The sequence below is a fragment of the Paenibacillus dauci genome (genome assembly GCF_000971985.1).
In the GTDB taxonomy this organism is placed as follows: Bacteria; Bacillota; Bacilli; order Paenibacillales; family Paenibacillaceae; genus Saccharibacillus; species Saccharibacillus dauci.
The window spans coordinates 1,523,654-1,548,008 of the sequence record NZ_LAQQ01000001.1 but is presented as its reverse complement, the minus strand read 5'-3'; the positions used below and the strand labels follow the sequence as shown (position 1 = coordinate 1,548,008).

Below are 24,355 nucleotides of genomic sequence, written 5' to 3'. Positions count from 1 at the left end.
CGAATAATGTCTGTATCTACAATCAATCAGGATCGGGGAAGATCCTCACGAATCGGTTCGAACTCTTCTTTCGGCAGACGAATCCAGCGCTTCAGATAACCCTGCTGGAACAGTTCCTTGAGCAGGATGATCAGCACAGGCGATAATACCAGACCGGCCACTCCAAAAATAGATAGTGAAATGATCATGGCAGACAGCATCAGATAGGCAGAAGAGATACCGATTGAATTGCCGGTAATCTTGGGCTCCAGCAGCTGGCGAGTCAGCATGACCACGATCAATACGATAGTCAATCCGATCGCAAGACCTGTCTGGCCTACGATAAACAGGTAAATAATCCATGGAATAAAGACGACGGGAATCCCAAGCAGCGGCAAAATATCAAAAGCTGCACTAAGCAGCGCCAGCGCAAAGGAATGATCCACACGCAAAATCAGCAATCCTATGTATACAAGTACAAATGTAATGATGACCATGATGAGCTGGGCTTTGATATATCCGCCAATCGCACGGAATACATATTGCTTCAGAAAATAATATGCTTTTTTGATCGTATTGGGCGTTTTCTCCCCGGCGACTCTTCGCCACAGATTAATCTCTGCACTCAGGAAAAAGGCCAGGATAATACCGACAGCAAAGTTCCCGATAAAAGAGGAGAACGTACCGAGCCAGCCAATCGCATAATTAAAGGTTGCTTTGACCCAGATAGCCAGTCCGGCAGTAAAGGTAGCAAAATACTCGTTGATCCGTTCGGTGAGATCGGCAGGCAGTGCATTCATTTCCCGCTGCAGTATCGTGGTAAAACTGGCGAAATGCTGCTGTACAATAACGGCATAACGTGGCAGTTCATCCGCCACCTGACTGATTTGCGATACAAAGATCAAGCCGGCGCCAAACAGCGCACCCAGAATAATGAGTACAAAGGCAAGAACGGCTATCGCGGAGCAGACCATTTTGGGCAATCCTCTGCGATTCAGGAACATGGCAAACGGCTCGATAATTGCAAAGATCAATACCGACAGGAATACCGGGGCAGCGATTCGGTAGAGCTGGCTGGAAATCAGCATCACCAGATAGACCGTTAGAATAACAATGCCGATATCAAACGCGGTTCGCCAGTACTTTTTGTAAAGGGGTAACATAAGGTAGATTAATCTCCTTTTCTCTATAAAATAAATCAGCATGGGTCAAGCTTCGCAGCATGATGCTGCGATGAAGCAGAATATCGGACTGTAGTTATACGATGTAAAGGCTACATTTGTTACAAAAAGAATGATATATCCCAATTACAGACAAAAGGCTTTCCCGCCTGATTTTCATCAGGGAGAAAGCCTGGGATGATCCGGCAAGAGACAGAAGATATTTTTGCCGGAAAATAAGGTTGGATCAGATTTTCATGATACCGCCCATGCTTGCGTTGGTCACAAGCTTGGAATAACGTGCCAGATAACCGGTTTTGACTTTTGGCTCGAATTCTTTCCATTCGGTACGACGGCGTTCAGCCATTTCTTCTTCGCTGATATGAAGTTCGATTTTGCGTTCGTTCAGATCCAGCTCGATGATATCTCCATCGTGTACGAAAGCGATTGGACCACCTTCGGCTGCTTCCGGCGAGATGTGACCGATACTGATACCACGGGAAGCGCCGGAGAAGCGTCCGTCAGTGATCAAGCCGACTTTGGCACCGAGACCCATACCGACGATCTGGGAAGTAGGAGCGAGCATCTCAGGCATTCCAGGTCCGCCTTTTGGACCTTCGTAACGGATAACGACAACATGACCTTCTTTGACATGACCATTGGCGATACCGTACAGTGCATCATCCTGGGAATCAAAGCAGATCGCAGGACCTTTGTGATAGCCGCCTACAGAAGCATCTACTGCACCGACTTTGATAATAGCACCTTCTGGAGCGAGGTTGCCGAACAGTACAGCCAGACCGCCACGTTCCGAATGCGGGTTGTCGATCGCATGGATAACTTCATGATTCTGGATCTCCTGGCCTTCGACATTCTCGCGAAGTGTCTTGCCGGTAACGGTGATACAGTTCTCATGCAGTGCACCCGGTTTTTTGAGCAGCTCGTTCAGAACGGCGCTTACGCCACCTGCGAGATGGACATCTTCAATATGCCAGTCGGATGCCGGAGCGAGTTTTGCCAGATGCGGTACACGGTTGGCTACTTCGTTGATGCGTTCGATCGGATAGTCGATCTCGGCTTCGTGTGCCAGTGCCAGCGTGTGCAGTACCGTATTGGTGGAACCGCCCATTGCCATATCCAGTGCAAAAGCATTGTCGATGGCTTCCAGTGTAACGATATCACGCGGTTTCAGATCCAGCTTAATCAGTTCCATTAGCTGCTTAGCGGATTTTTTGACGAATTCCTTGCGGTCTTCGGAGACAGCGAGGATCGTACCGTTACCCGGTAGTGCGATACCCAATGCTTCGGCCAGACAGTTCATGGAGTTGGCTGTGAACATACCGGAGCAGGAGCCACAGGTTGGGCAGCCGAACTGTTCCAGTTCCAGCAGACTCTTGTCATCGATTTTACCTGCCTGATAAGCACCTACGCCTTCAAAGACAGAAGTCAGGGAAATCGAACGGCCTGTGCTGTCTTTACCAGCTTTCATTGGTCCGCCGCTGACAAACATGGTCGGGATATTCACGCGCAGTGCGCCCATCATCATACCCGGTGTAATTTTGTCACAGTTCGGTATACATACCATGCCGTCGAACCAGTGAGCAGAGACTACCGTTTCCAGGGAATCTGCGATAATCTCGCGGCTTGGCAAGGAATAACGCATGCCGATATGACCCATGGCAATACCGTCATCAACACCAATTGTATTGAATTCGAATGGAACGCCGCCAGCTTCACGGATCGCTTCCTTAACGATTTTACCGAATTCCTGCAGATGCACATGTCCCGGTACGATATCGATGTAAGAGTTACATACCGCGATAAACGGCTTGCCAAAGTCTTCCTCTTTTACCCCTGCTGCACGCAGCAAACTGCGATGTGGCGCCCGATCAAAGCCTTTCTTGATCATATCGGAACGCATCTTTTTGTTTGTGTTGACTGCCATGGTGTCGGTTTCCCCCCAAATATATAATATAGTAGCTTTTTTGCTTTAGCGCGTTTGAACGCCAAAGGCACAAGCTGAAAAGAAGATGCATAATACGACAGGATACTACACGAATTACACAAAAGTTTTTAATAGAGTCTATCATAACTGCTATCTTTTTACTAGCTTATATTATATAACATCACAAAAAGCAGACGTCTCTGCCGATTGTGACCAGAGAAGTCTGCTTGATCTTGCATTATGACAAAGCATAATGCATCTATAGGGAGAATTAACGGCTGCCGCCCTTACGTCCAATTTCTTTGTAGAAATCTTTATCATGGGACTCTGAAGTTGCTTCTCCGCCTTTACGCCCGATCTCCTGATAGAATTCCTTGTCATGGGATTGGGAAGTGGCCTGACCACCTTTTTTACCAATTTGCTGATAGAACTCTTTGCTGTGATTTTTGGAAGTAGCCTGTCCGCCCATGCGCCCGGCTTCTTCGCGGCTCATTTTCCCAGTGCTTTTGCTGCGTGCCATAACAATATCACTCCTGTCAAAATAGATTAGGTAAAGCTACATGTAGTTGCTCTTTAATTACCCGGTCCATTTGCCATGAAACGATATTTAGCCATTTATTTAGATATCGACTGCGAATTCTTCAGCGCAAAAACGAATATCGGCGCTGTGCGTGACGGAATTTGAGACGTACATAACGCGGCAGCTCCGGTTCTACCCAGTAATGTGTCCAGTGCCGGACAGCAGGCTGGGCAAGCAGCAGCGTGATCAGAATTGCCAGTACGATCATTAGCATAACTCCGGTTGTACTGCTGATATGACCAAACATACCGGAAGCTTCCATCGTACGGACAAGCAGACCATGCAGCAAAAATACATACAATGTGCGCCGTCCAAGCTCGGTAATATAATGGGATCGCCACGGAACAAAAGCGAGAAAAGCGAGAGAGGCAATCAACTGCAGCACATACATACCCAGTCTTCCTGCCAGACCTTGCCATAGATCTACACCCAGCTGGATAAAGGTCTGGTTGCCGTAGAACCAACCGGTATTCAGCTGCCATTCTGCCAGAACGAATCCGGCAAGCAGTATTATCGACAATCCGGCGGCAAGCAGCTGACGATAACTATGGAACCAGGCTGTAAAGCGTTCAAATCTAAAGTGATAACCGATAATGAAAAAAGGAAAATAGATTAGCGTCCGCGATAATGCCAGCCATACGCCGTCTACAGGCAATGAACCTACGAGCAGCCCAAGTACAACCGACAGAGTGAGCTGCTGGGCAAAGGTGAGCTGACGCATCATGATCATCATCAGCCGCCACAAAATATGTCCGGCAAGAAACCAGAGCAGCAGATAGGGGGCAAAAAACGAATGTGTAATCCCGTGCACCCGAAATACCGTAAAATCCAGCAGCGAATAGATGCTCTGAAACAAAATATACTGCAGCCCGATAGTGCGCAGGATTTTGAGTCCTGTGCGTCCATAGAGATTGGAACGGGCAAAATATCCGGTAACCAGTACAAACAGTGGCATGTGGAATGAGAAAATCCATAGGAAAATACCATGTGCCACATCGGAATGATGAATCAATGGTTCCAGCATATTGCCGATCACCACGCATACAATTAACAGAAAACGCAAATTTATAAAGTAAGTCTCGCCTGCTGCGGAGCAGTGGGCATGAGCTGATGTACGCGGCGGTTGATAGAGATGGCTGATATTCATCATTTTCCCTCCACAAATTCTGATGATTTAAAAATAAGACAAAAAAGATTTTAATATTGTGATTAAATTCACAATAGAAAGCGTTCTCTGTCATTAAAATTGTGTATATATGATGAAGCTGCATCATTGACAACAAAGAAAGCGGTTGCGAAAATGGATAATATGACCAGCTACATACCATGGCATGAAATGATGCCGAATCAGGAGGATGGATAATGAATAATCAGAATGGTTATCCGGAAGTGGTCACTTTCGGGGAATCCATGGGTTTGCTGACTGCGGAAGACTCCCGCGGACTGGAATATGCGGCACAGCTGCGCAAATCATTCGGCGGTGCGGAGAGCAATCTGGCGATCGGTATTGCACGACTCGGTCACTCAGCCGGATGGTGCGGTCGACTCGGCGATGATCCGCTGGGTCATATGATCCAAAAATCGATCCGGGGAGAAGGCGTGGATGTATCCCGCTCGATTCTGGCAGAGGGGGAACCCACCGGGCTGATGCTGCGTGAAAATGCGTCGGGTCATGCATCCGTCTACTATTACCGCAAACTGTCAGCGGCCAGTCATATGACACCGGAAGATCTAGATGAGGATTATATCCGTAATACCCGCATCCTGCATGTGACCGGTATTACGGCAGCAATCAGTGCATCCGGACTTGCTACAGTGAACCGAGCCATGGATATTGCAAAAGAAGCCGGTGTAACCGTATGTTTTGATCCAAATCTGCGGCTGAAGCTATGGACACTGGAAGAAGCTCGTCCGGTACTGCTTGCGCTGGCGGAGAAATGTGATTATTTCCTGCCCGGGCTGGATGAACTGGCATTGCTATACGAGACAGAAGATCAGAACGAGATCTTTGCCCGTCTGCGTCAGCTGCATGCGGTCAGCATTGTCAAAGGTGGTCCTGATCTTACGTATGTGGTCGAAAAGGATAATACGCTGGAAGTTCCTTATTTCAAAGCAGATCGTGTACTCGATACAGTCGGGGCAGGTGATGGATTCTGTGCTGGCTTCATTACAGGATTGCTGCGCGGCTATACGATTGAAGAAGCGGTACGGCTGGGTAATCTGAATGGTTCCATGGTAATTCAGGCAGTCGGAGACTGGGAAGCATTACCGACAGACAAGCAGGTACAGGCCAAGCTGAGCAACAAAGTCCATGTAGAGCGTTAATTGGATGATTGCAGAGGTTGCTAATTACAGGTTATGAGATGCTGGCTTTTAAAGTTTTTGATAGACATATATCAGCAGAACATAAGTAGTTCTGACAGGTATATGGATTTATTTCTAATCTAATTTCGATAACGAAGGAGTAACGACATGAAAAAACTACAACTGCTGCAAAAAATGATGGATAATGGTGTGGTCGCTGTACTACGCGGAGATTCTGCAGATCAGGTATTCGCGATGGCTGAACAGGCAATCGCCGGAGGTATCAAAGTGATCGAAGTTACACTGACGGTACCGGGAGCACTGGGTGCCATCGAGAAGCTGAGCCGGATGTACAGCTGGAAATCGGATGGCGACAATTTTGCGATTATCGGAGCAGGTACTGTACTCGAGCCGCAAACTGCACGTGCAGCCATTATGGCAGGTGCCGAATTTGTTGTAGGTCCATCCTTGAATCCGGAAACCGTAAAAATCTGCAATCTGTACCGTGTCCCTGTCCTGCCGGGTGTAACGACACTGGAAGGTGTTCAGCATGCATTGGAACTGGGTGTAGATATTGTCAAACTGTTCCCTGGGAACCTGTATCAACCATCCATTATCAAAACGCTCAAAGGTCCTATGCCACAGGCCAACTTTATGCCAACAGGCGGAGTATCTCTGGATAATCTGGGAGAATGGATCAAAGGCGGAGCAGTAGCTGTAGGGATTGGGTCCGATCTGACGACAGAAGCTGTCAAAACAGGCAACCTCAGTCTGGTACGTCAAAGAGCCGAGCAGTACATGCAAGCTTACCGGGAAGCCAAACAGGGATAATTCCCCTTTTTAATCATTTTTGCAGACGTGTGCATAAAAAATAAAGAAAACTGCTTCAAATGAGGATGTACAACAGTGCAGATGTTGCAGGATGGATAAGCTGTATTTATCTGTAAAACACATCAAACATATCGGTGCAGTCACCGGGTCCTAATTATTACTCCTAAATAACTATTTTGATCGGAAAGACGACCGAAAGTGTATTCCGTCTCATGGAAAGTGGTATACTACACATAGAGCAGCCTGTTGTCCTGCCAAGGAAACAGGCTGCTCTTGTATATCAGCAAGGCTCCGGCGGACTATAGATCAGGGTATCTGTTCATATCGGCACAAGCAAAAAGCAAGCTGGCGTTTATGACCCGTTCCTGATCTGATACAATCCATAATGACCGGACTTGAAGTGGAAGGAGAACTTATGTTTAGACGGAAACGTAAATATGCAGGAAGTTATGGAGGCAGCCGCCGCGGCGGACGTGCCGGTAAGATTGGCAAGATTCTACTAGGTATTCTGATCGTGCTGCTTATTGTGGGTGGACTGGCTGCCTGGTATCTGTTGACGCCTTATGGGCCGACAGGAGAAGCAGAGCAGGCATTAACTGCACAGCAGCAAAAGGTAACCGTACATACGACAGAGAACTGGATAGCATTTGATGCAGCCAAGCCGAAAGGCAATAGTGTGATTTTCTATCCTGGAGCACGGGTGAAACCGGAAGCGTACAGTCTTTTTGCCAGAGATCTGGCTGCATCGGGTCATTCCGTATATATTATGAAATTCCCATTTAATTTTGCTTTTACCAAAGCGGATGCGGCCGATGCCGTAATCAGCAGCCATCCCGATGAGAAGTTCGTAATCGGAGGGCATTCACTGGGTGGCGTGTTTGCTTCACGATATGCAGTCGCTCATACAGACCGGATTGCCGGCGTCTTTTTCCTGGCATCCTATCCGGATCAAAATGGCAATCTGGCGGAGCTCGGTCTGCCGGTGATGTCGATTACAGGCTCCAATGACGGTGTCCTGCAAAAAGACAAGTATGAAGCTTCCCGTTCCATGCTGCCAGCGGATACAGCTTACTATAGTGTACAGGGCGGCAACCATGGACAGTTCGGCAGTTATGGTGAGCAGAAAGGCGATCAGCCTGCCCAAATCAGCGAGAAAGAACAGCGCGCCCAGACGGTCAATGCCTTGATCAGCTGGATGAAAGGCATCCCGGCAGACGGCAAAAAGTGATCATTCCAATCTGGAGATGGTCCAGATAAGGAAGCGGAGTCAGTCCTCTATTAGGTATAAATACTAGGCTGCAGAACTGGCCCATGGAGAATTGTGCAATGTCAGCAGATCAGCAAATAAATACCAAAGCATCATGCATCCAAGCAGTGTCTTTTTCCGTTATTTTATCCGGGGGAAGACACTGCTTTTTGTATAGGTGGTTTTGGGGGTAAACTAATAAGGAAGATCATAGAATCACGGAAAGGAGATAATCAGTGGCAATTATCACGTATCAGTCGCGTCAGATTCACTGTGATGCCATACTATGGGACAAGGATGGAACACTGCTTGATTTTATGCAGCTGTGGGGCAAATGGGCGGAGCTGCTGCTTGGTCATATGGAAAATTATTTACATGCGCGTGGTGATTCTTTTACAGGCAGCCGTGAAAAGGTCATGGGAATGATCTATGATCATTCCGGCCGCTTGGTTGGTTATGATCCACGGGGGCCGATAGCCATAGCTTCTGCACCGGAAACGGTAGCCATTCTGTCCTGGCAGCTGTACAGCGCCGGTGTACCTTGGGACGAAGCGGTGCAGCATATTACAGACTTCAGTCGTCAGGCGATGGAGCATATGGAACAATCGAGGCCTGTTCAGCCGCTGCCCGATCTGGTACCGCTGCTGGACAGTTGCCGCCAGGCTGAAGTGCCGATGGCAGTCGTGACTTCGGACTATACTTCCGAAGCAATCAAGCATCTTCGCTGGAGCGGGCTGGAGACTTACTTTACCGAGATTATCGGCAGTGATCAGGTAGCGACAGGCAAGCCTGCACCGGATCTTGCTCTGCTGGCCTGTCAGCGTCTGGGAGTTCTGCCGGAACGAACCGTATTGATCGGAGACAGTAACGCCGATATGCAGATGGGCCGCCAGGCAGGCTTGGATTGCTGTATCGGTATTTCGCCGACTGCGGGAATTTCTGGACATTTGCCGGATGCAGATATTGTTATTGAGCATTACGGGGAGCTGCAGATGTTATCAATGAGATAGCCTGTCTTGCTGGTCCTGCAATAGAGGGAGATGAATTCTCTCCTGTTACATGGATATAGATCACAATTAGCAAATAAGGAGTGATTAATAGATGGATAAAGTAAACCAGCTGGCTCAGTGGATCAGGGAATCCGACCGAATCGTCTTTTTTGGCGGAGCAGGAACATCAACCGAGAGTGGAATTCCGGACTTTCGATCGGCTGCCGGACTGTATCAGGAAATGGGACAACGTGGATATTCGCCGGAAGAAATGCTGAGCCGCCGATTTTTTGACCGGGAGCCAGAGCTGTTTTATGAATTCTACCGGTCCAAAATGCTCTACCCGGATGTACAACCCAATCCGGTGCACACGATTCTGGCTGAGCTGGAACAGCAGGACAAGCTGCTAGCCATCATTACGCAAAATATTGACGGACTGCACCAGAAAGCAGGTAGCCGCAATGTGCTGGAGCTGCATGGTTCGGTACACCGCAATTACTGCATAGACTGCGGACAGGAATATACGCTGGCAGATGTGTTGGCGCAGTCCGGCGTACCACGCTGTCCGGTGGATGGAGGCATTATCCGTCCGGATGTAGTGCTGTATGGAGAGTCACTGGATGCGGACGTGATCGACCGCGCAGTAGCAGCACTATCCTCTGCCGATCTGCTCATTATCGGTGGGACTTCGCTAACAGTGTACCCGGCTGCCGGATTCATCTCTTACTTCAAAGGCAGACATACAGTACTGATGAATGCCTCGACTACAGCGCATGATCGTCATGCTGATCTGCTCATTACCGATCCAATGGGACAGGTGATGAAACAAGTGCAGCAACTGTTGGCAGAATGAAGATTGCATAATGATAACGCTTCCGGTATGATTTGTGAGGATATATGGATTTTATTCAGCTGAAGGGTGGGAATTACTTTGGTATATGTAGCTGCGGAAAATCGTTATGAGAATATGAAGTATAATCGTACCGGTCGGACCGGTCTGAAATTGCCTGCGATCTCGCTGGGGTTGTGGCATAATTTTGGAGGAATCAATTCCTATGAGAATTCCAGAGAGATGCTGACACGCTCCTTTGATCTAGGGATTACTCATTTTGACCTGGCGAATAACTATGGACCACCGGCAGGATCGGCAGAAGAGACATTTGGTCAGGTGCTCAAACATGATCTGGCTGCTTATCGGGATGAGATGATCGTCTCGACCAAAGCCGGTTATTATATGTGGCCCGGTCCATATGGCGAATGGGGCTCCCGCAAAAATCTGGTAGCCAGTCTGGACCAGAGCCTGAAGCGGATGGACCTGGACTATGTGGATATTTTCTACTCTCACCGCTTTGATCCGGAGACGCCGCTTGAAGAGACAATGATGGCGCTGGATCATATCGTACGCTCCGGTAAAGCATTGTACGTCGGTATCTCCAGCTATAATGCAGAGCAGACCCGTGAAGCAGCACGTATTCTCAAAGAGCTCGGTACGCCGCTTGCGATTCATCAGCCGCGTTATTCCATGCTGGATCGCTGGATCGAGAACGGTCTGCAGGATACGCTGGATGATGTGGGAGCAGGCAGTATTGCTTTTTGTCCACTGGAACAGGGTGTACTGACCAGCAAATATCTGAATGGCGTACCGGAAGATTCCCGTGCTGCCGGTTCTTCGGTCTTCCTCAAGCAGGATCAGATCAAGCCGGAGACAATCCGCAAAGTGCGTGCACTGAACCAATTGGCTGCAGCTCGTGGACAGAGTCTGGCACAGATGTCACTTGCCTGGGTGCTCCGTCATGGCCGTCTGACTTCCGCATTGATCGGAGCAAGTCGTGTATCCCAGATTGAAGAAAATATCGTCGCGCTGAACAATCTGGAATTCTCCGCAGAAGAACTGCAGCGCATTGACACCATTCTCAAATCATCGTCCGACCACAGCGAATAAATGGATACGATAATAGCAGCATAGCTTCCGATATGGACTTGACCAGACAAACTTGTTCAATCAAGTATAAAAGGGTCTGTAGATTCGTAACATAAGGGTTATACAGGTGACCTTACCATGATTCTGTCGGAGGCTGTACCTGCCATTATCGACCCTGCTATTGGCTGAATAGACGATAACACATACCAGAAAAGGCTCCCTTGATTAAGGGGGCCTTTTTATTTGTTTTGCAAGGAGTAGACAGATCGTATTCGATCAGGCATATCCACCTCACATTCGGGGCTGGATCGAGGCACGGTACTGGCTTGGAGAGACCCCATAGAAGCGCCGGAATTGCTTGGAGAAATACAGCGCATCGGTCAGTCCTACCGAAGCGGCGATCTGCTGGGTGGATAATTCCGGTCGTTCCCGCAGCAGCTGACGTGCTTTGTCGATCCGGAGCTTGAGCAGGTAGGTAACAGGCGTCATCCCGGTTTCTTTTTTGAAAATACGGGACATGTAGGCGCGGTTATAACCGATACTGCTGCACATATCCTCGATCGATACCGGATGGGCATACTGGCTGGACATATAATGGATCATCTGCTTGACGGTTCGCCGGGTGATGGATTCGGCTCCAGGCAGCGCCGCCTGACGGGTAAGGCGTTCGCTGGCTTCCGCCATAATCAGATGCAGGTAACCCAGAGCAGCCAGATCGGAGCTTTCCTTTTGGGTATAAAAGGCCTGTAGCATGGACTGCAGATACGAACCGATCGGACCCGGATCTTCGTGCTGTTCCGAGCGTGCAACTGGCGAACCGGCATGAAATCCGGTTTGCTCGGCCAGAGCATCCGCCTGTTCACCAGCGAAAGCGACCCAGTGATAATGCCAGGGCTGCTGCCGATCGGATACATAGCTGACGAGCTGGCCGGGATGAATCAGAAAGGAATCACCTGCGCTCAGCTTGTATGTGTGATCTTCGGTAATAAACTGCCCCTGTCCATTGTCGATGTAATGATACAAATAATAGTCGTAGATTTTGGGACCCAATCGGTGGGATGGTGGGGTCTGGCTCTCTCCGGTGAACAGTACATATAATGTACCCTCATCATGGAAGATTGGATTGGGAGCGACCTGATAGGTTTTTTCCGGCATCAATGCAGTGACCTCCTCGCTTGAAATAGGGCAGAAGAACATCTGTAGAAGGGGTGAAGCTAAATGAATATGAGTATGCCTTGTGAATAGATGTCGTTTTATAATAGAATTATACAATAGTGAAGTCACATTTATCCATATACATAGCACATCTGTTCATTACATATCATAACGCTTTCAGGATATACTGGGATCAGAACAAAAGAGAACTGATAGCAGATTGAATTTATGAATAAGGTGGAATCAACCCATGAATCAGGAACAGATGAAACAGGCATTTACAGATAAATACGGTGCAGCTGGCGATATCCGCGTCTTCCATGCTCCCGGTCGCGTAAACCTGATCGGTGAACATATAGATTATAACGGCGGCTATGTACTGCCGGCAGCGCTGGAGTTCGGTACGGCGCTGGCTGTAAGAGCCAATGAAGATGGCAAGGTACGTCTGGCATCAGTGAATTTCCCGGAGCTGGCAGGAGAGTTTGCAGTCGAGACGATTGGTACGGAACGTACCGGTGAATGGATGGATTATCCGCTGGGTGTTATCACAGTACTGAAGCAGCAAAATCAGTCGCTGACCCGTGGATACGATCTGCTGTTCTTCGGTAACATCCCGAATGGTTCGGGATTATCCTCTTCCGCATCGATCGAGGTCGTTACCGGCTATGCATTGATTAGTATGGAGCAAGGTCACATTGACACTGTCGAAATTGCAGTTATGTCCCAAAAGGCAGAAAATGAATTTGTCGGCGTTAACTGCGGTATCATGGATCAATTTGCTGTTGCCAACGGGGTCAAAGATCATGCGATTCTGCTTATGTGCGATACGCTGGAGTATGAACGTGTACCTTTCCGGACGGGTCAGTACAAGCTGGTAATTGGTAACACCAACAAGCGCCGCGGACTGGTGGATTCCAAGTACAATGAACGCCGTTCCCAATGTGAAGCTGCTCTAGCTGCCCTTCAGCCGCATGTGGATAACCTGAATTACCTTGCCCAGCTGACACCCGAGCAGTTCGGTCTGCTGGAAGAACAAATACAGGACAGCATTGTGCGTGATCGTGCCCGTCATGTCGTAGAAGAGAATGCCCGTGTGCTGGCTTCGGTAGAAGCGCTGAGACAGGATGATCTTCAGCAGTTTGGACAGCTGATGAACGCTTCACATGAATCTCTGCGTGATCTGTATGAAGTAAGCTGCACAGAGCTGGATGTGATGGTAGAGGAAGCGCGCCGGATTCCCGGCACACTCGGCTCCCGTATGACAGGCGCGGGATTCGGCGGCTGTACGGTATCACTGGTGCATGAGGGTGATACCGATCTATTCGTACAGCAGGTAGGTCAGGCTTACCGCGAACGTACCGGACTGGAAGCGGACTTTTACATTTGCGGCGTCGGTAACGGCGTAGAGGAATGGAACGGATAACAGGAAGCGCACAGATAAACGAATAACAAGAAGCATACAGATAATGGATGCATCAACGTAATCGAAGCAACAACGTCGCATTCATAATTCATCCAAAGTTAAAATTCAGACGGTATAATAAAACAGTAGATGCGAACAGAGCATTAGGAGCGCATAGAGCAATTTAATTATAATAACAGCCATCCGTCATACGGACTGACCGGTACATTATGAGAACGATGTATTCGGAACAGACAGATCTTATGGCGGAAGGACTGACAGGAGGAAGAAAACATGGCTATTTTGGTAACAGGTGGCGCAGGATATATTGGATCGCATACGGTAGCGGACCTTTTGGAACGCGGCGAAGAGGTAGTGGTAATTGATAATCTGATGACAGGTCATCGTGAAGCCCTGCTCGGAGGCAAATTATACGAAGGCGATCTGCGCGACAAGGAACTGCTGGCTCGTATTTTCAGTGAGAACAACATCACGGCGGTAATCCACTTTGCAGCCAGCTCGCTCGTCGGCGAGAGCATGCAGAATCCATCCAAGTATTATGATAACAATGTGTACGGCGCAATGTGTCTGCTGGAAGAAATGCAAAAAGCCGGCGTCAAAAACATCGTCTTCTCTTCCACAGCTGCTACCTATGGCGAACCGGAAAAAGTGCCGATCGAAGAAAGTGACCGCACCGAGCCTGCCAATGTGTACGGCGAGACCAAGCTGGTTATGGAGCGCATGATGGCCTGGTTCGATAAAGTACATGATATTCGCTATGTAGCCCTGCGCTACTTTAATGCAGCAGGTGCACATGCCAGCGGCAAAATCGGTGAAGACCACCGTCCGGAATCTCATCTGGTACCACTGGTACTGCAGACAGCACTGGGTCAGCGTGAACATATCTCCGTCTTCGGCGACGATTATCCGACAGAAGATGGCACATGTATCCGCGACTATATCCATGTCAGCGATCTGGCGGATGCGCATGTCAAAGCGGTAGAGTATCTGGGAGCCGGTGGCGGCAGTAATGTATTCAATCTGGGTAACGGACTCGGCTTCTCTGTAAAACAGGTTATTGAAACAGCCAAAAAAGTAACCGGACGCGATATCCCGACGAACTATGAACCACGCCGCAGCGGCGACCCTGCCGTACTGGTCGCTTCTTCGGACAAAGCACGCAGCGTGCTCGGCTGGAAGCCTTCACGCGATCAACTGGAAGATATCATTGCCAGCGCATGGCAGTGGCATGAATCTCATCCACAGGGATATGGTAACCATGAATAATATGACCGAGCGTACAACCGAACAAAACAGCGCATTGCTGGCTATCGATGAACTGATCAAGTTCGCGTTTGCCAAGCAAATGATCAAAATAGCCGACCTGGATTATAGTCGTAATCTGCTGCTAAGCAAGTTCCGGTTTGATGAGCCATATAATCCCAATGTGGCGATCTTGAGTATGGTAAATGAAGGGCAAGCAGCTGCAGAGCCGCAGATCATGATCGATACACTGATCGATTATGCATATAGCATTGGCCAGCTGCAGGAGAATACCGATACGTACCGGGATCTGATGGATGCCGAGATTATGGGGCTGCTGATGGCACGCCCGTCGGAAGTAACGGCTGACTTTTACGATACGCTGGACCGGGAGGGAATTGAAGCAGCGACAGACCAGTTCTATCAGCTGTCGATTAATTCCAACTATATTCGTATGGATCGTATCTCCAAAAATGTATACTGGAAGCAGCCGACAGGCTACGGCGATCTGGAGATGACAATCAATCTATCCAAGCCGGAGAAAAGCTCGGCCGAAATCGCACAGGCCAAGCTGATGCCGCCGCCATCCTATCCGAAATGCCTGCTGTGCCGGGAGAATGTTGGTTATGCCGGACGGATCAACCATCCGGCTCGTCAGAATCTGCGTGTTATTCCGCTGCAGCTCAGCGGGGAATCCTGGTTCCTGCAGTATTCGCCATATGTGTATTATAACGAGCATTGTATCGTGTTCCATCATGATCATGTACCGATGCAGCTTACCAGTCAGACGTTCCGCCGTCTGCTTGATTTTGTGGATGAGTTCCCGCATTACTTCCTCGGCTCCAATGCCGATCTGCCGATCGTGGGCGGTTCGATTCTGACCCATGATCATTTCCAGGGTGGTCGTCATACATTCCCGATCGAAAAGGCAGCTGTCGAGCAGGTCTATCAGCATCCGGCTCGTGAAGGACTGACACTCGAACTGGTGAACTGGCCGATGAGCGTCGTGCGTCTGCGTGCCTATAATGACTCGCAGCTGCTGGAAGCGGCGAATGATATCTATGAACAATGGAAAGTGTACAGCGATGAACAGGTAGATATTCTGGCTTCATCGGAAGGTCCGGATGGTGTACCTGTGCGTCATAATACGGTTACACCGATTGTACGCCGCCAGGGCGAGCAGTACGAGATGGATCTGGTGCTGCGCAATAATCGGACGAGTGAGCAATATCCCGATGGCATTTTCCATCCACATCCGGAGATGCATCATATCAAGCGGGAGAATATTGGCCTGATCGAGGTCATGGGTCTGGCGATTCTGCCGGGCCGTCTAAAAGAAGAACTCGATCTGATCGCTTCCATTCTGACTGGCGATGCTGCCCTGCTTGAAGCGGTACGTGCGCAGCCGGATCATCAGCTGGCTCTGCATGGACCATGGATTGAAGAGATGGTCGATCAGTATGGAACCGAGCTGGAACATGATCAGGCGACTCTGGCTGTACAGGACGAAGTGGGTCGCAAATTTGCCCATATTCTGGAGCATGCCGGCGTATACAAAAAAGATGCTGCCGGTCGTGAAGGGTTTGCACGCTTTATGACACATCTGGGATATCGCTTAAAATAATATTATATTAAACCGCGTTAACCTGACGGGTACATTCTGTTAACACTGTCTCTGTTTTTTTATATGATGACCAAAGACGATTCCTTTGTATACAAAGGGTCGTCTTTTTTTGATGTAATTTTATAAAGAATACGCAGGTAACAAGATAGATCGTACAACAGGGATGCTCCTGCAACATCCCGATTATCAAGCTGAATGATAGCAGGCAATCCATATATAAAATAGACTCTTCTTCATCTGTACTTAAATACGTACAAATATCGAATTATGGCAGTATGTCACAAAAACCGAAAAACAGGTGGATATCGTTGCGACCTGCTGCAGTACGCAATTTCTGTAAGCTGAATGTTAAGAATCAGGAAGGATAGGAAAATAAGGAAGTGAAGTTGAAACTGGTAATAAGTGGTGGTTATAATACAAGAAAACATACCAAATCTTCCCAAATGAAAAGAGTCTACACAAAACACTATACCTAAACTCTGTATTTCGAAAACAGGATGCCTGTCTCTGTTATTGATCTGGTAACCAAGAGGATAAATGACTCTATACAGCAGCGGTAGCTTTAGAGGGTTCTGGTACATAATGGTATAACGCTGCGCTTTTGTTCCAGCGACCCAGGCACAATGAGGGGAAAAGGAATGCATACTTAAAAGCGTATCCGCTGCATAATCTTTGAGGATTCTTGGGAGTCAGCCAGATGTAGGAGTCACCAGCGTCTTTTGCAAAACGACGAATATGGTGCTTTTCGTGATGCCCTTTTTAAATAGGATTAATTAACATATATACAATAATTGTTATTTTTGAGTTATTTTTTGTTAAATTTTCGAAAAACGTATTTACAGCTCCCTCTGGATGTATTAAGGTAGCCTTGTAAGTTCGATACACATTATTATTTTTTTTATTTTAACTATCAAAATTTAAAAAAGGAGAGAGTATGGGATTAAAATTGCTGGCAAATAAAAATATCTTGATTATGGGGGTGGCCAATAACCGCAGCATTGCCTGGGGGATTGCCCAATCGCTCGCTGAACAGGATGCACGGCTCGTTTTTACATACGAGAATGAACGCGTGAAGAGCCGTGTTGAGAAGCTGGTAGAGTCTATTCCCGGAGCTGTTTTGCTGCCCTGTGATGTGCAAAACGAATCGGAGATCGATCAGCTGGCCGCTTATTTGTCTGAACATATAGGTGTACTGCATGGATATGTTCATAGTATCGCTTATGCACGTCCGGAAGATCTGGATGGGAACTACGTGGATACATCGCGTGAAGGGTTCGGTCTGGCGCAGGAAATCAGTGCCTATTCGCTGGTTGCTGTAGCCCGCCGTATTTATCCGCTGATGACCGAAGGCGGCAGTATCATGACCATGACCTATATCGGCGCAGAGCGTGCTATCCAGAACTACAATGTAATGGGCGTAGCCAAAGCTACGCTGGAAGCTTCGGTACGTTATCTGGCCAATGATCTGGGTATGCATGGTATCCGCGTCAATGCGATTTCTGCAGGTCCTATTCGTACACTGGCTGCCTACGGAATCAAGGATTTTAACGGCATGCTCAAAAAAATCGAAGAAACTACGCCGCTGCGCAAAACGGTAGATACGGCCGAAGTCGGAGATACTGCCGCTTTCCTGATGTCAGACTGGTCCCGCGGTATTACGGGCGAAGTGATCCATGTGGATGCCGGTTATCATATTACTGGAATGTAAGGAGGAGCCCTTTTGCTGACCGCACAGATGAAATGTCAGATTATTTCAGTGGACGGCAGATCGAGTCGGGAACAGCTCGAACAGGATGCAACCGGGATTAGCCGGTTATTGTCGCTCCGAGGATTATCCTCAGACAGCAGGGTCATTCTGAAATCCGCCAACTCGTACTTGTTTATCGCTGCGTTGTTTGGTCTGTGTCATCACGCTGTATCGATAGTTGTCGTTGATCCGCAGATTGGTCTGGATGAGCTGCTGCATATTCATGGCGAGACCGAATCGGATCTGCTGCTTGCGGATATCGATCCGCAGCTACCAGGATTGGAAACTGTGCTGCTCTCCGAGTTGGCAGATAGTATGGCGGTGTCGCATCGAATGGCAATCCAGTCTCCACAGGAGACCCTTTCGCTGGATGCCTGGTGCGCCCGGCGTGATGCACTGATTCTGTATTCATCAGGCACCACCGGCAAGCCCAAAGGCATTGTCAAATCAGGACAGCTGTTTATGGACAATATCGTACATTCGATCCGGGCGATGGGCTATCAATCTTCGGACTGTATGCTGCCGGTTGTGCCGTATTCTCATTTTTATGGAATTTCATTAATCTTCTCATGGTGGTTAACCGCCTGCTCCCTCATCGTATGTAACCCACAGAATCTACGGAGCGTGATTACCAATATTACTCGTGAACGAGCTACGATCGTAGATGCCAACCCCTCTGCTTATTACACCTTGTTACGCATGTTAGCCCGTAAACCAAGACAGCTGGAAGCCCTGCAACATGCTCCGGTTCGGATGTGGTGCGTGGGCGGATCTCCTCTGACGAGAGACCTTGAAGAAAAGTTTGATGCTTTGTTCCACAAGCCGCTGCTCAATGGCTACGGATTGTCGGAACTGGGAAATGTAACCCTTGGAACGCCCGGTAATCCGCATGGCTGCGGTGCTCCGCTGCCCGGTATAGAAGTTCGAGTACTGGATAACCAGGGGAATCCACTACCCGATCAGGAGATCGGTGAAGTATGGATACAGACGCCTGGTTGTATGGAAGGCTATCTCCATCGCCCGGATCTGACCGAAGCAGCCATTATTAACGGCTGGTTCCGCACCGGTGATATGGGATTTACCGATAATGGCAATCTTCATGTTGTCGGACGCACAGGCAAAACGGTAAACCGGATGGGCTACCTGGTCTCGCCTGCCTATATCGAGAGCCGCATCAGTCTGTTGGGCTGTCGCTCATGTGTTATCGCACTGGAAGATGAACTCAAAGGCAGTCTGCTGATCACCTTTGTGGAAGACGAAGCTGTTCTGACGCTCGCCGAACTGCGCAGGGAAATGAACCAGATTCTGCCGACCTATATGTATCCGGATCTGCTGATTCCACTGCCAGGATTTCCACTGAATCGTAACGGTAAGGTAGACCGGCTGGAATTAGAGAAACTTGCTATAACCAAAACTACAGAGCGTAGTGTGCGTAAATCCGCCGAAACATTAGTATGAAGCAGATAACAACGATTTAATAAACTACAATTTGTAGTTTTTAGACTGACCTTTCTTCGGTTTTAAACAAGAAAACGATGAAAGATCAGAACCAATTCAAGAGAGAAGGGATGATTAATAATGAGTATGGACCAGAAGCTGACGGAGGATTTGTTGTTGTTGGAAAGGCACGGAGCGGTACTGAAATGCCTGAATTATCTGATGACACAACGTCAGGAAGTACTGGATATCCTGTCACAAATCTCGTCGTATCGTGCTGCGAATGCCGAGATTGATTCCACGATCATGACACTGCAGGGGGCACTGGAAGAAGTACGCAACAACAAACCGGGCTGGCAGCAGTCGATGGCGGTATTTATGCCTTCGAACGTTATTCTATACTCCTATGCGCTGTATCTGCTGATTCCTTCGCTGTATGTAAACGAGATTGCGTTCCGCCCGGCTTCTTATGTGGCTGAACATGTAGGTCTGCTGCATGAGAAGCTGCAGGCAGTACATGGTCTGCCTATCCATCATCAGAAGGTCAGCCAGAAAGTATTCGTAAATGAATATGTCAAACCGGCTGATATCGTTGTTTTCACTGGTGGATACTCCAATGCAGAGCAGATCAAAAAACAGTTGCGCAAAGAACAACTGTATATTTTCTTCGGTCAGGGAATCAATCCATTCATTATCGGTCCGGATGCGGATCTGGCACTGGCAGTAACCGATGTGATCCGTATGCGTCTGTTCAACTCCGGTCAGGATTGCCTCGGACCCGATATTATTCTCGTTCATCAGGAAGTTGCAGATACATTCAAGAATTTGCTGATCGAGCGTGTGCAGGGATTGACCTATGGACACAATCAGGACCCGGATGCACACTATACGCCTATTTTCTACAAAGACACGCTGTATAGCGTATCCGAATATTTCAATACGCATGATCAGTTTATCGTGTATGGGGGCGGGATTGATTTCCGTACCAAAAAGATGGATCCAACGGTTCTGTACAGCACGCTGGATGAAAACCTCGACATTATCGAGTATTTCTCGCCAGTGTTTAACGTAGTGAGTTATCGGGATGATGAACAACTGATCCAGCGTATCTCTTCCAGCTACTTCAGCGAGCGGGCGATGGGCTGCAGCCTGTATGGCTCCGAGCATCTGAGTGATATTTTGCGCCGCAAGCATACGCTGACGATCAACGAAACACTGGAAGATGTGGATCAGGGTAACAAAGCATTCGGCGGCTACGGAACCATGTCCAACTATATTTTCCACAATAACAATCTGGTCTCCAAACCGATCCTGATCTCGGCAGTTGTTGCAGAGTACCTGCAGGACAAGAGGACTCTGGTATGACCGCTTCACTACCTGCCTGGGATATCGTCGTACGCTATCTGGAATCTGTGGGTGTGAAGCATCTGTTCGGACTGCCCAGTGATGATCTGAAAATTCTGGAGCCGTTATCCAAAGCCGACATGGAATTTGTTATCTGCAAGGATCAGCGCAATGCGGTATTTATGGCTTCCGGATATTCACTGGCTACCAGTCGTCTCGCCGTCTGTGTGGTAGGGAAAGGACCGGCGCTCAGCAATACGCTGACCGGTCTGCTGGAAGCGCAGAACCTGAGCGTTCCGCTGCTGTTGTTGGCGCTCGGAACCGGTGGAGACAAGCTGGGAACACGCTCTTTTCAGGAAGCTGATCAGATGTCAATGGTGAAGCCACTGGTCAAATGGGCTTACCGGGTTGAGCATGGTGAGCGGCTGCAATGGGCGCTCGAAAGAGCTGCCTTTATGGCAGTCAATGGCGCTCCCGGTCCAGTGTATATCGAACTACCAGAGCAGCTGGTTGATCAACTGTCACCGGTACAAGAGCCTTTTGCTCCACTGGAAAGACTGAGTGTACTGCCAGGACGTGATCAGCTGGAAGCAGCAGATATACTGCTGCGAAATGCACGTCGTCCGCTTATTCTCACCGGTGGTGGCATGAAAAATGGAGACGGCAGCAAGCTGGAGCAGCTGGCTTCCAAGTATGGAGCAGCCGTATTTGCAACAGCATCAGGCCGCGGGACAGTGGATGAATATCATCCGCTGTTCGGCGGAGTCGCTGGATTATATACGGATGTCAGCTGCCGGGCGCTATGGGAAGAAGCCGATCTGGTCATTGCGCTGGGCAGTCGCTTGGAAGAGACAGCAACTTTTGAATGGGAATCGTGGCTGGAGCAGAAGCCTTTGATTCAGGTCAATATGGAGCTGAATGATCTGGCCCATCAGTACAAAGGACTCAAGCTGCTGGGTGATGGATATGCCGTCCTGGATCACTGGCTGGAGCAGCCGCTTCGTCCGGCAGATTCGGACTGGGTACAGCGGATTGCCGATTGCAAAGCGGCAGCGGTAGAACGCCGGGAAGCTGCAATGATCGAAATCGCTGCAGAACCTGGCTTGCATGTACCGGAGCTGCTGAAGATGATCAATAACCAGTGCGGCGAAGATCTGGTGCTGGTACAGGAGAATGGGCTGCAGGATATGTGGTCATATTTTTACCCCTATTTTGCTTTTGGCAAGCAGGCATGGTCGATTGTACCGAGTGATCAGACAAGTCTCGGATTCGGAGCCGCGGCAGCGCTTGGAGCCGCAGTAGCCGGGCAGCGTCCGGTAGTAGCACTGGTGGGAGATGGTGCATTCAACCTGTTCCGCTCGGATCTGATTACAGCAGCGGAATACCGTATTCCTGCACTGTATCTGGTACTTAACAATGGCGGATACGGATGGCTGCAGAATCAGCTGGGTTATCAATCTTCTACACTGAATGGTTCCTATCCATTCGTATCCGGTCAGGAGCAGCTAGATGTGAGCAGTATTACTCACGAATTTGTGGATAACCGGGTCATTCGCAGCCGCGAAGAAGCGGAACAGCAGCTGGCTGCAGCCTGGGAATCCTATCGCGAAGGCCGCTTGGTCATCGTCGATGTTCAGGTCACGCTGACGGATATCCATGAGAAAATCCGCCATGTATATGGAGACTTCCCGCTGCCGGAACGGTCGGCAGTTACGAAATAATCTCAACAACAATAAAGGACGTGAACCTATTGAAAAGGCGTGTAGTGGTGACCGGTCAAGGTGTAATCACACCGGTCGGACTGAATACCGAAGACTTCTGGAAATCACTGGTTGAAGGTCGTAGTGGAGTAGGTCTGGTAGATCATTTTGATGTATCCGATATCCCGACCAAGATTGGAGCTCAGGTCAAAGACTTCGATCCCCTAGAATATATGAGCAAAAAAGAAGCCAACAAAATCGCACAATTTACCCAATTCGCACTGGCTGCCGCCCATCAGGCGATGAAGCAGTCCGGCCTGGTCATCAATGAAGAAAATGCGTCCCGTGTCGGTGTTGTCATCGGCTCGGGAGCAGGCGGTCTGGATGTGGTGGAAGAGAATTATCGCAAGCTGACCGAGATCGGTCCTAAGCGGGTGTCCCCTCATTTTGTAACAGCCATGATGATTAATTCGGCACCGGGTGAAGTTGCGATTGCTTTTGGCGCCAAGGGCCCTTCGTTTGGAGTGGTTACGGCATGTGCAACCGGCAGTAATTCTATCGGCGAAGCGCTGCGCACGATTCAGTATGGTACCGCCGATGCAGTAATTGCCGGAGGCGCAGAAGCGAACTTTAGCCAGCTTGATCTGGCGGGATTTGCCAATATTCATGCGCTGTCCAGACGCAATGAAGAACCGCAGCAGGCCAGTCGTCCATTTGACTCGGCGCGTGACGGGTTCGTCATCGGCGGGGGAGCCGGCGTAGTGATTCTGGAAGAACTGGAACATGCACTCAAGCGGAATGCGACCATTCTGGCAGAAGTGGTCGGCTATGGTTGTACAACCGATGCCTATCATATTACAGCTCCGGATCTGAGCGGCGAAGGCGCAGCCGATGCGATCCGATTGGCTCTGCAAGACGGCGGACTTCAGCCGGAAGATGTGAATTATGTGAATGCACACGGAACCAGTACTCCATTTAACGATCAGATGGAAGTGAACGCCTTACGCAAAGTATTCGGCGAACATGCACCGAATCTGGCGATCTCTTCGATCAAGTCGATGACCGGTCATCTAATGGGCGGTGCAGGAGCGGTAGAACTGATCGCTACCGTGCAAAGTATGCTGCACAGTACCGTTCCGCCAACGCTCAACTGTGACGATCCGGATGACAAGGAACTGAATTTTGTACCGAATGTAAGCCAGGAAAGGGAAGTTAATGCAGCCATCAGCAACTCTTTTGGTTTTGGTGGACATAACGTATGCATCGCTGTACGCAAATGGAAGGGAGAGTAACTCCTTTGGATTTGACCAAGATTCATATTCCTGACGTACTTCCTCACCGCTATCCATTTCTGATGATTGATGAGGTATCCGGCTACGAGACATCCGGCTGGGCCAGGGGGTACAAGCTGGTCAGCTGGAACGAATGGTATATCAGTGAAACCCAGCCTTATATGCCGTCTACACTCATTGTGGAAGCACTGGCACAGCTGCTGGCTTTTGCCACGATTGACGAAGCAGGTATTTCCTTTTTGACCACATTAAAAGGAGTGCGTGTCCATGGGCAGGCTGCTGCCGGAGATCGTATTGATCTATATGTGGAAGTGCTTCGCCGCCGCAAAGGTTATGTACTTGGCAAAGGAACAGCTTCTATAGGAGAACGAATTATCCTCGAAGCGGATGAGATCGTGTCCTACGATCTGAAGCGTTAAGACCATCATAGAAAGGG

Annotated in this window: 20 protein-coding genes; 15 read left to right on the top strand and 5 right to left on the bottom strand. The window is 49.0% G+C overall.

What is annotated here, in order from left to right; all coding sequences use genetic code 11:
• Positions 1–26: 26 nt before the first annotated feature.
• The 4 genes from WH46_RS14085 to WH46_RS14070 all read right to left on the bottom strand — a co-directional run bounded on the left by WH46_RS14085 (position 27) and on the right by WH46_RS14070 (position 4,814).
• The gene (locus WH46_RS14085; RefSeq protein WP_046227113.1) at positions 27–1,142 is read right to left on the bottom strand and encodes an AI-2E family transporter; all 1,116 of its coding nucleotides are present in this window, start codon (positions 1,140–1,142) and stop codon (positions 27–29) included.
• 244 nt (positions 1,143–1,386) lie between these two features.
• A complete protein-coding gene (ilvD, locus tag WH46_RS14080) occupies positions 1,387–3,060 on the bottom strand; it encodes a dihydroxy-acid dehydratase (RefSeq protein WP_026136204.1) in 1,674 nt (557 codons plus the stop codon).
• A 295-nt stretch (positions 3,061–3,355) separates the two neighbouring features.
• Positions 3,356–3,604, bottom strand: coding sequence for a KGG domain-containing protein (locus WH46_RS14075; RefSeq protein WP_017813475.1), 249 nt, complete (start codon positions 3,602–3,604; stop codon positions 3,356–3,358).
• A 121-nt stretch (positions 3,605–3,725) separates the two neighbouring features.
• Positions 3,726–4,814 (bottom strand): acyltransferase family protein, encoded by a 1,089-nt coding sequence (locus WH46_RS14070; protein ID WP_231584338.1) that lies wholly within the window; start codon positions 4,812–4,814, stop codon positions 3,726–3,728.
• 212 nt (positions 4,815–5,026) lie between these two features.
• On the opposite strand from WH46_RS14070, the gene WH46_RS14065 reads away from it, so the two are divergent.
• From WH46_RS14065 to mgrA, 6 genes are all read left to right on the top strand, one after another.
• Entirely contained in the window at positions 5,027–5,989 is a 963-nt protein-coding gene (locus WH46_RS14065; RefSeq protein WP_046227111.1) for a sugar kinase, read from the top strand.
• A 147-nt stretch (positions 5,990–6,136) separates the two neighbouring features.
• Positions 6,137–6,799 carry a bifunctional 2-keto-4-hydroxyglutarate aldolase/2-keto-3-deoxy-6-phosphogluconate aldolase gene (locus tag WH46_RS14060; RefSeq protein ID WP_046227110.1) on the top strand — a complete coding sequence of 221 codons (663 nt, stop codon included), beginning with the start codon at positions 6,137–6,139 and terminating at the stop codon, positions 6,797–6,799.
• A 415-nt stretch (positions 6,800–7,214) separates the two neighbouring features.
• Positions 7,215–8,027, top strand: a complete 813-nt coding sequence (locus tag WH46_RS14055; protein WP_046227109.1) for an alpha/beta fold hydrolase — start codon at positions 7,215–7,217, stop codon at positions 8,025–8,027.
• Positions 8,028–8,281: 254 nt separating this feature from the next.
• Positions 8,282–9,055 (top strand): HAD family hydrolase, encoded by a 774-nt coding sequence (locus WH46_RS14050; protein WP_046227108.1) that lies wholly within the window; start codon positions 8,282–8,284, stop codon positions 9,053–9,055.
• Between the two features lie 91 nt (positions 9,056–9,146).
• A complete protein-coding gene (locus WH46_RS14045; RefSeq protein WP_046227107.1) occupies positions 9,147–9,887 on the top strand; it encodes an NAD-dependent protein deacylase in 741 nt (246 codons plus the stop codon).
• Positions 9,888–9,965: 78 nt separating this feature from the next.
• A complete protein-coding gene (gene mgrA / locus WH46_RS14040; protein ID WP_046227106.1) occupies positions 9,966–10,976 on the top strand; it encodes an L-glyceraldehyde 3-phosphate reductase in 1,011 nt (336 codons plus the stop codon).
• 270 nt (positions 10,977–11,246) lie between these two features.
• Here the strand turns inward: mgrA and WH46_RS14035 are convergent, their stop codons facing one another.
• Positions 11,247–12,110 (bottom strand): AraC family transcriptional regulator, encoded by an 864-nt coding sequence (locus WH46_RS14035; RefSeq protein ID WP_046227105.1) that lies wholly within the window; start codon positions 12,108–12,110, stop codon positions 11,247–11,249.
• A gap of 250 nt (positions 12,111–12,360) precedes the next feature.
• On the opposite strand from WH46_RS14035, the gene WH46_RS14030 reads away from it, so the two are divergent.
• The 9 genes from WH46_RS14030 to WH46_RS13990 all read left to right on the top strand — a co-directional run bounded on the left by WH46_RS14030 (position 12,361) and on the right by WH46_RS13990 (position 24,338).
• A complete protein-coding gene (locus WH46_RS14030; protein ID WP_046227104.1) occupies positions 12,361–13,533 on the top strand; it encodes a galactokinase in 1,173 nt (390 codons plus the stop codon).
• 273 nt (positions 13,534–13,806) lie between these two features.
• Positions 13,807–14,799, top strand: a complete 993-nt coding sequence (galE, locus tag WH46_RS14025) for a UDP-glucose 4-epimerase GalE (RefSeq protein WP_017813485.1) — start codon at positions 13,807–13,809, stop codon at positions 14,797–14,799.
• Positions 14,792–16,399, top strand: coding sequence for a UDP-glucose--hexose-1-phosphate uridylyltransferase (locus tag WH46_RS14020; protein ID WP_046227103.1), 1,608 nt, complete (start codon positions 14,792–14,794; stop codon positions 16,397–16,399). The genes galE and WH46_RS14020 overlap by 8 nt, the downstream gene beginning before the upstream one ends.
• 934 nt (positions 16,400–17,333) lie before the next feature.
• Positions 17,334–18,107, top strand: a complete 774-nt coding sequence (fabI, locus tag WH46_RS14015; RefSeq protein ID WP_017813487.1) for an enoyl-ACP reductase FabI — start codon at positions 17,334–17,336, stop codon at positions 18,105–18,107.
• 12 nt (positions 18,108–18,119) lie between these two features.
• Positions 18,120–19,604, top strand: a complete 1,485-nt coding sequence (locus tag WH46_RS14010) for a class I adenylate-forming enzyme family protein (RefSeq protein WP_407944409.1) — start codon at positions 18,120–18,122, stop codon at positions 19,602–19,604.
• A gap of 120 nt (positions 19,605–19,724) precedes the next feature.
• Positions 19,725–20,948, top strand: coding sequence for an aldehyde dehydrogenase family protein (locus WH46_RS14005; RefSeq protein WP_046227102.1), 1,224 nt, complete (start codon positions 19,725–19,727; stop codon positions 20,946–20,948).
• A complete protein-coding gene (locus WH46_RS14000) occupies positions 20,945–22,648 on the top strand; it encodes a thiamine pyrophosphate-binding protein (RefSeq protein WP_046227101.1) in 1,704 nt (567 codons plus the stop codon). Before WH46_RS14005 ends, WH46_RS14000 begins: the two co-directional genes overlap by 4 nt.
• Positions 22,649–22,677: 29 nt before the next feature.
• Positions 22,678–23,919 (top strand): beta-ketoacyl-ACP synthase II, encoded by a 1,242-nt coding sequence (gene fabF / locus WH46_RS13995; protein ID WP_046227100.1) that lies wholly within the window; start codon positions 22,678–22,680, stop codon positions 23,917–23,919.
• A gap of 20 nt (positions 23,920–23,939) precedes the next feature.
• Positions 23,940–24,338 carry a 3-hydroxyacyl-ACP dehydratase FabZ family protein gene (locus WH46_RS13990; RefSeq protein ID WP_026136206.1) on the top strand — a complete coding sequence of 133 codons (399 nt, stop codon included), beginning with the start codon at positions 23,940–23,942 and terminating at the stop codon, positions 24,336–24,338.
• The last annotated feature ends 17 nt before the right edge of the window (positions 24,339–24,355 follow it).

Bases quoted from the DNA above. Each gene is read 5' to 3' on its own strand.
- WH46_RS14085 (WP_046227113.1), bottom strand. From the start codon at position 1,142: ATGTTACCCCTTTACAAAAAGTACTGGCGAACCGCGTTTGATATCGGC.
- ilvD (WP_026136204.1), bottom strand. From the start codon at position 3,060: ATGCGTTCCGATATGATCAAGAAAGGCTTTGATCGGGCGCCACATCGC.
- WH46_RS14075 (WP_017813475.1), bottom strand. From the start codon at position 3,604: ATGGCACGCAGCAAAAGCACTGGGAAAATGAGCCGCGAAGAAGCCGGG.
- WH46_RS14070 (WP_231584338.1), bottom strand. From the start codon at position 4,814: ATGATGAATATCAGCCATCTCTATCAACCGCCGCGTACATCAGCTCAT.
- WH46_RS14065 (WP_046227111.1), top strand. From the start codon at position 5,027: ATGAATAATCAGAATGGTTATCCGGAAGTGGTCACTTTCGGGGAATCC.
- WH46_RS14060 (WP_046227110.1), top strand. From the start codon at position 6,137: ATGAAAAAACTACAACTGCTGCAAAAAATGATGGATAATGGTGTGGTC.
- WH46_RS14055 (WP_046227109.1), top strand. From the start codon at position 7,215: ATGTTTAGACGGAAACGTAAATATGCAGGAAGTTATGGAGGCAGCCGC.
- WH46_RS14045 (WP_046227107.1), top strand. From the start codon at position 9,147: ATGGATAAAGTAAACCAGCTGGCTCAGTGGATCAGGGAATCCGACCGA.
- WH46_RS14035 (WP_046227105.1), bottom strand. From the start codon at position 12,110: ATGCCGGAAAAAACCTATCAGGTCGCTCCCAATCCAATCTTCCATGAT.
- WH46_RS14030 (WP_046227104.1), top strand. From the start codon at position 12,361: ATGAATCAGGAACAGATGAAACAGGCATTTACAGATAAATACGGTGCA.
- galE (WP_017813485.1), top strand. From the start codon at position 13,807: ATGGCTATTTTGGTAACAGGTGGCGCAGGATATATTGGATCGCATACG.
- WH46_RS14020 (WP_046227103.1), top strand. From the start codon at position 14,792: ATGAATAATATGACCGAGCGTACAACCGAACAAAACAGCGCATTGCTG.
- fabI (WP_017813487.1), top strand. From the start codon at position 17,334: ATGGGATTAAAATTGCTGGCAAATAAAAATATCTTGATTATGGGGGTG.
- WH46_RS14005 (WP_046227102.1), top strand. From the start codon at position 19,725: ATGAGTATGGACCAGAAGCTGACGGAGGATTTGTTGTTGTTGGAAAGG.
- WH46_RS14000 (WP_046227101.1), top strand. From the start codon at position 20,945: ATGACCGCTTCACTACCTGCCTGGGATATCGTCGTACGCTATCTGGAA.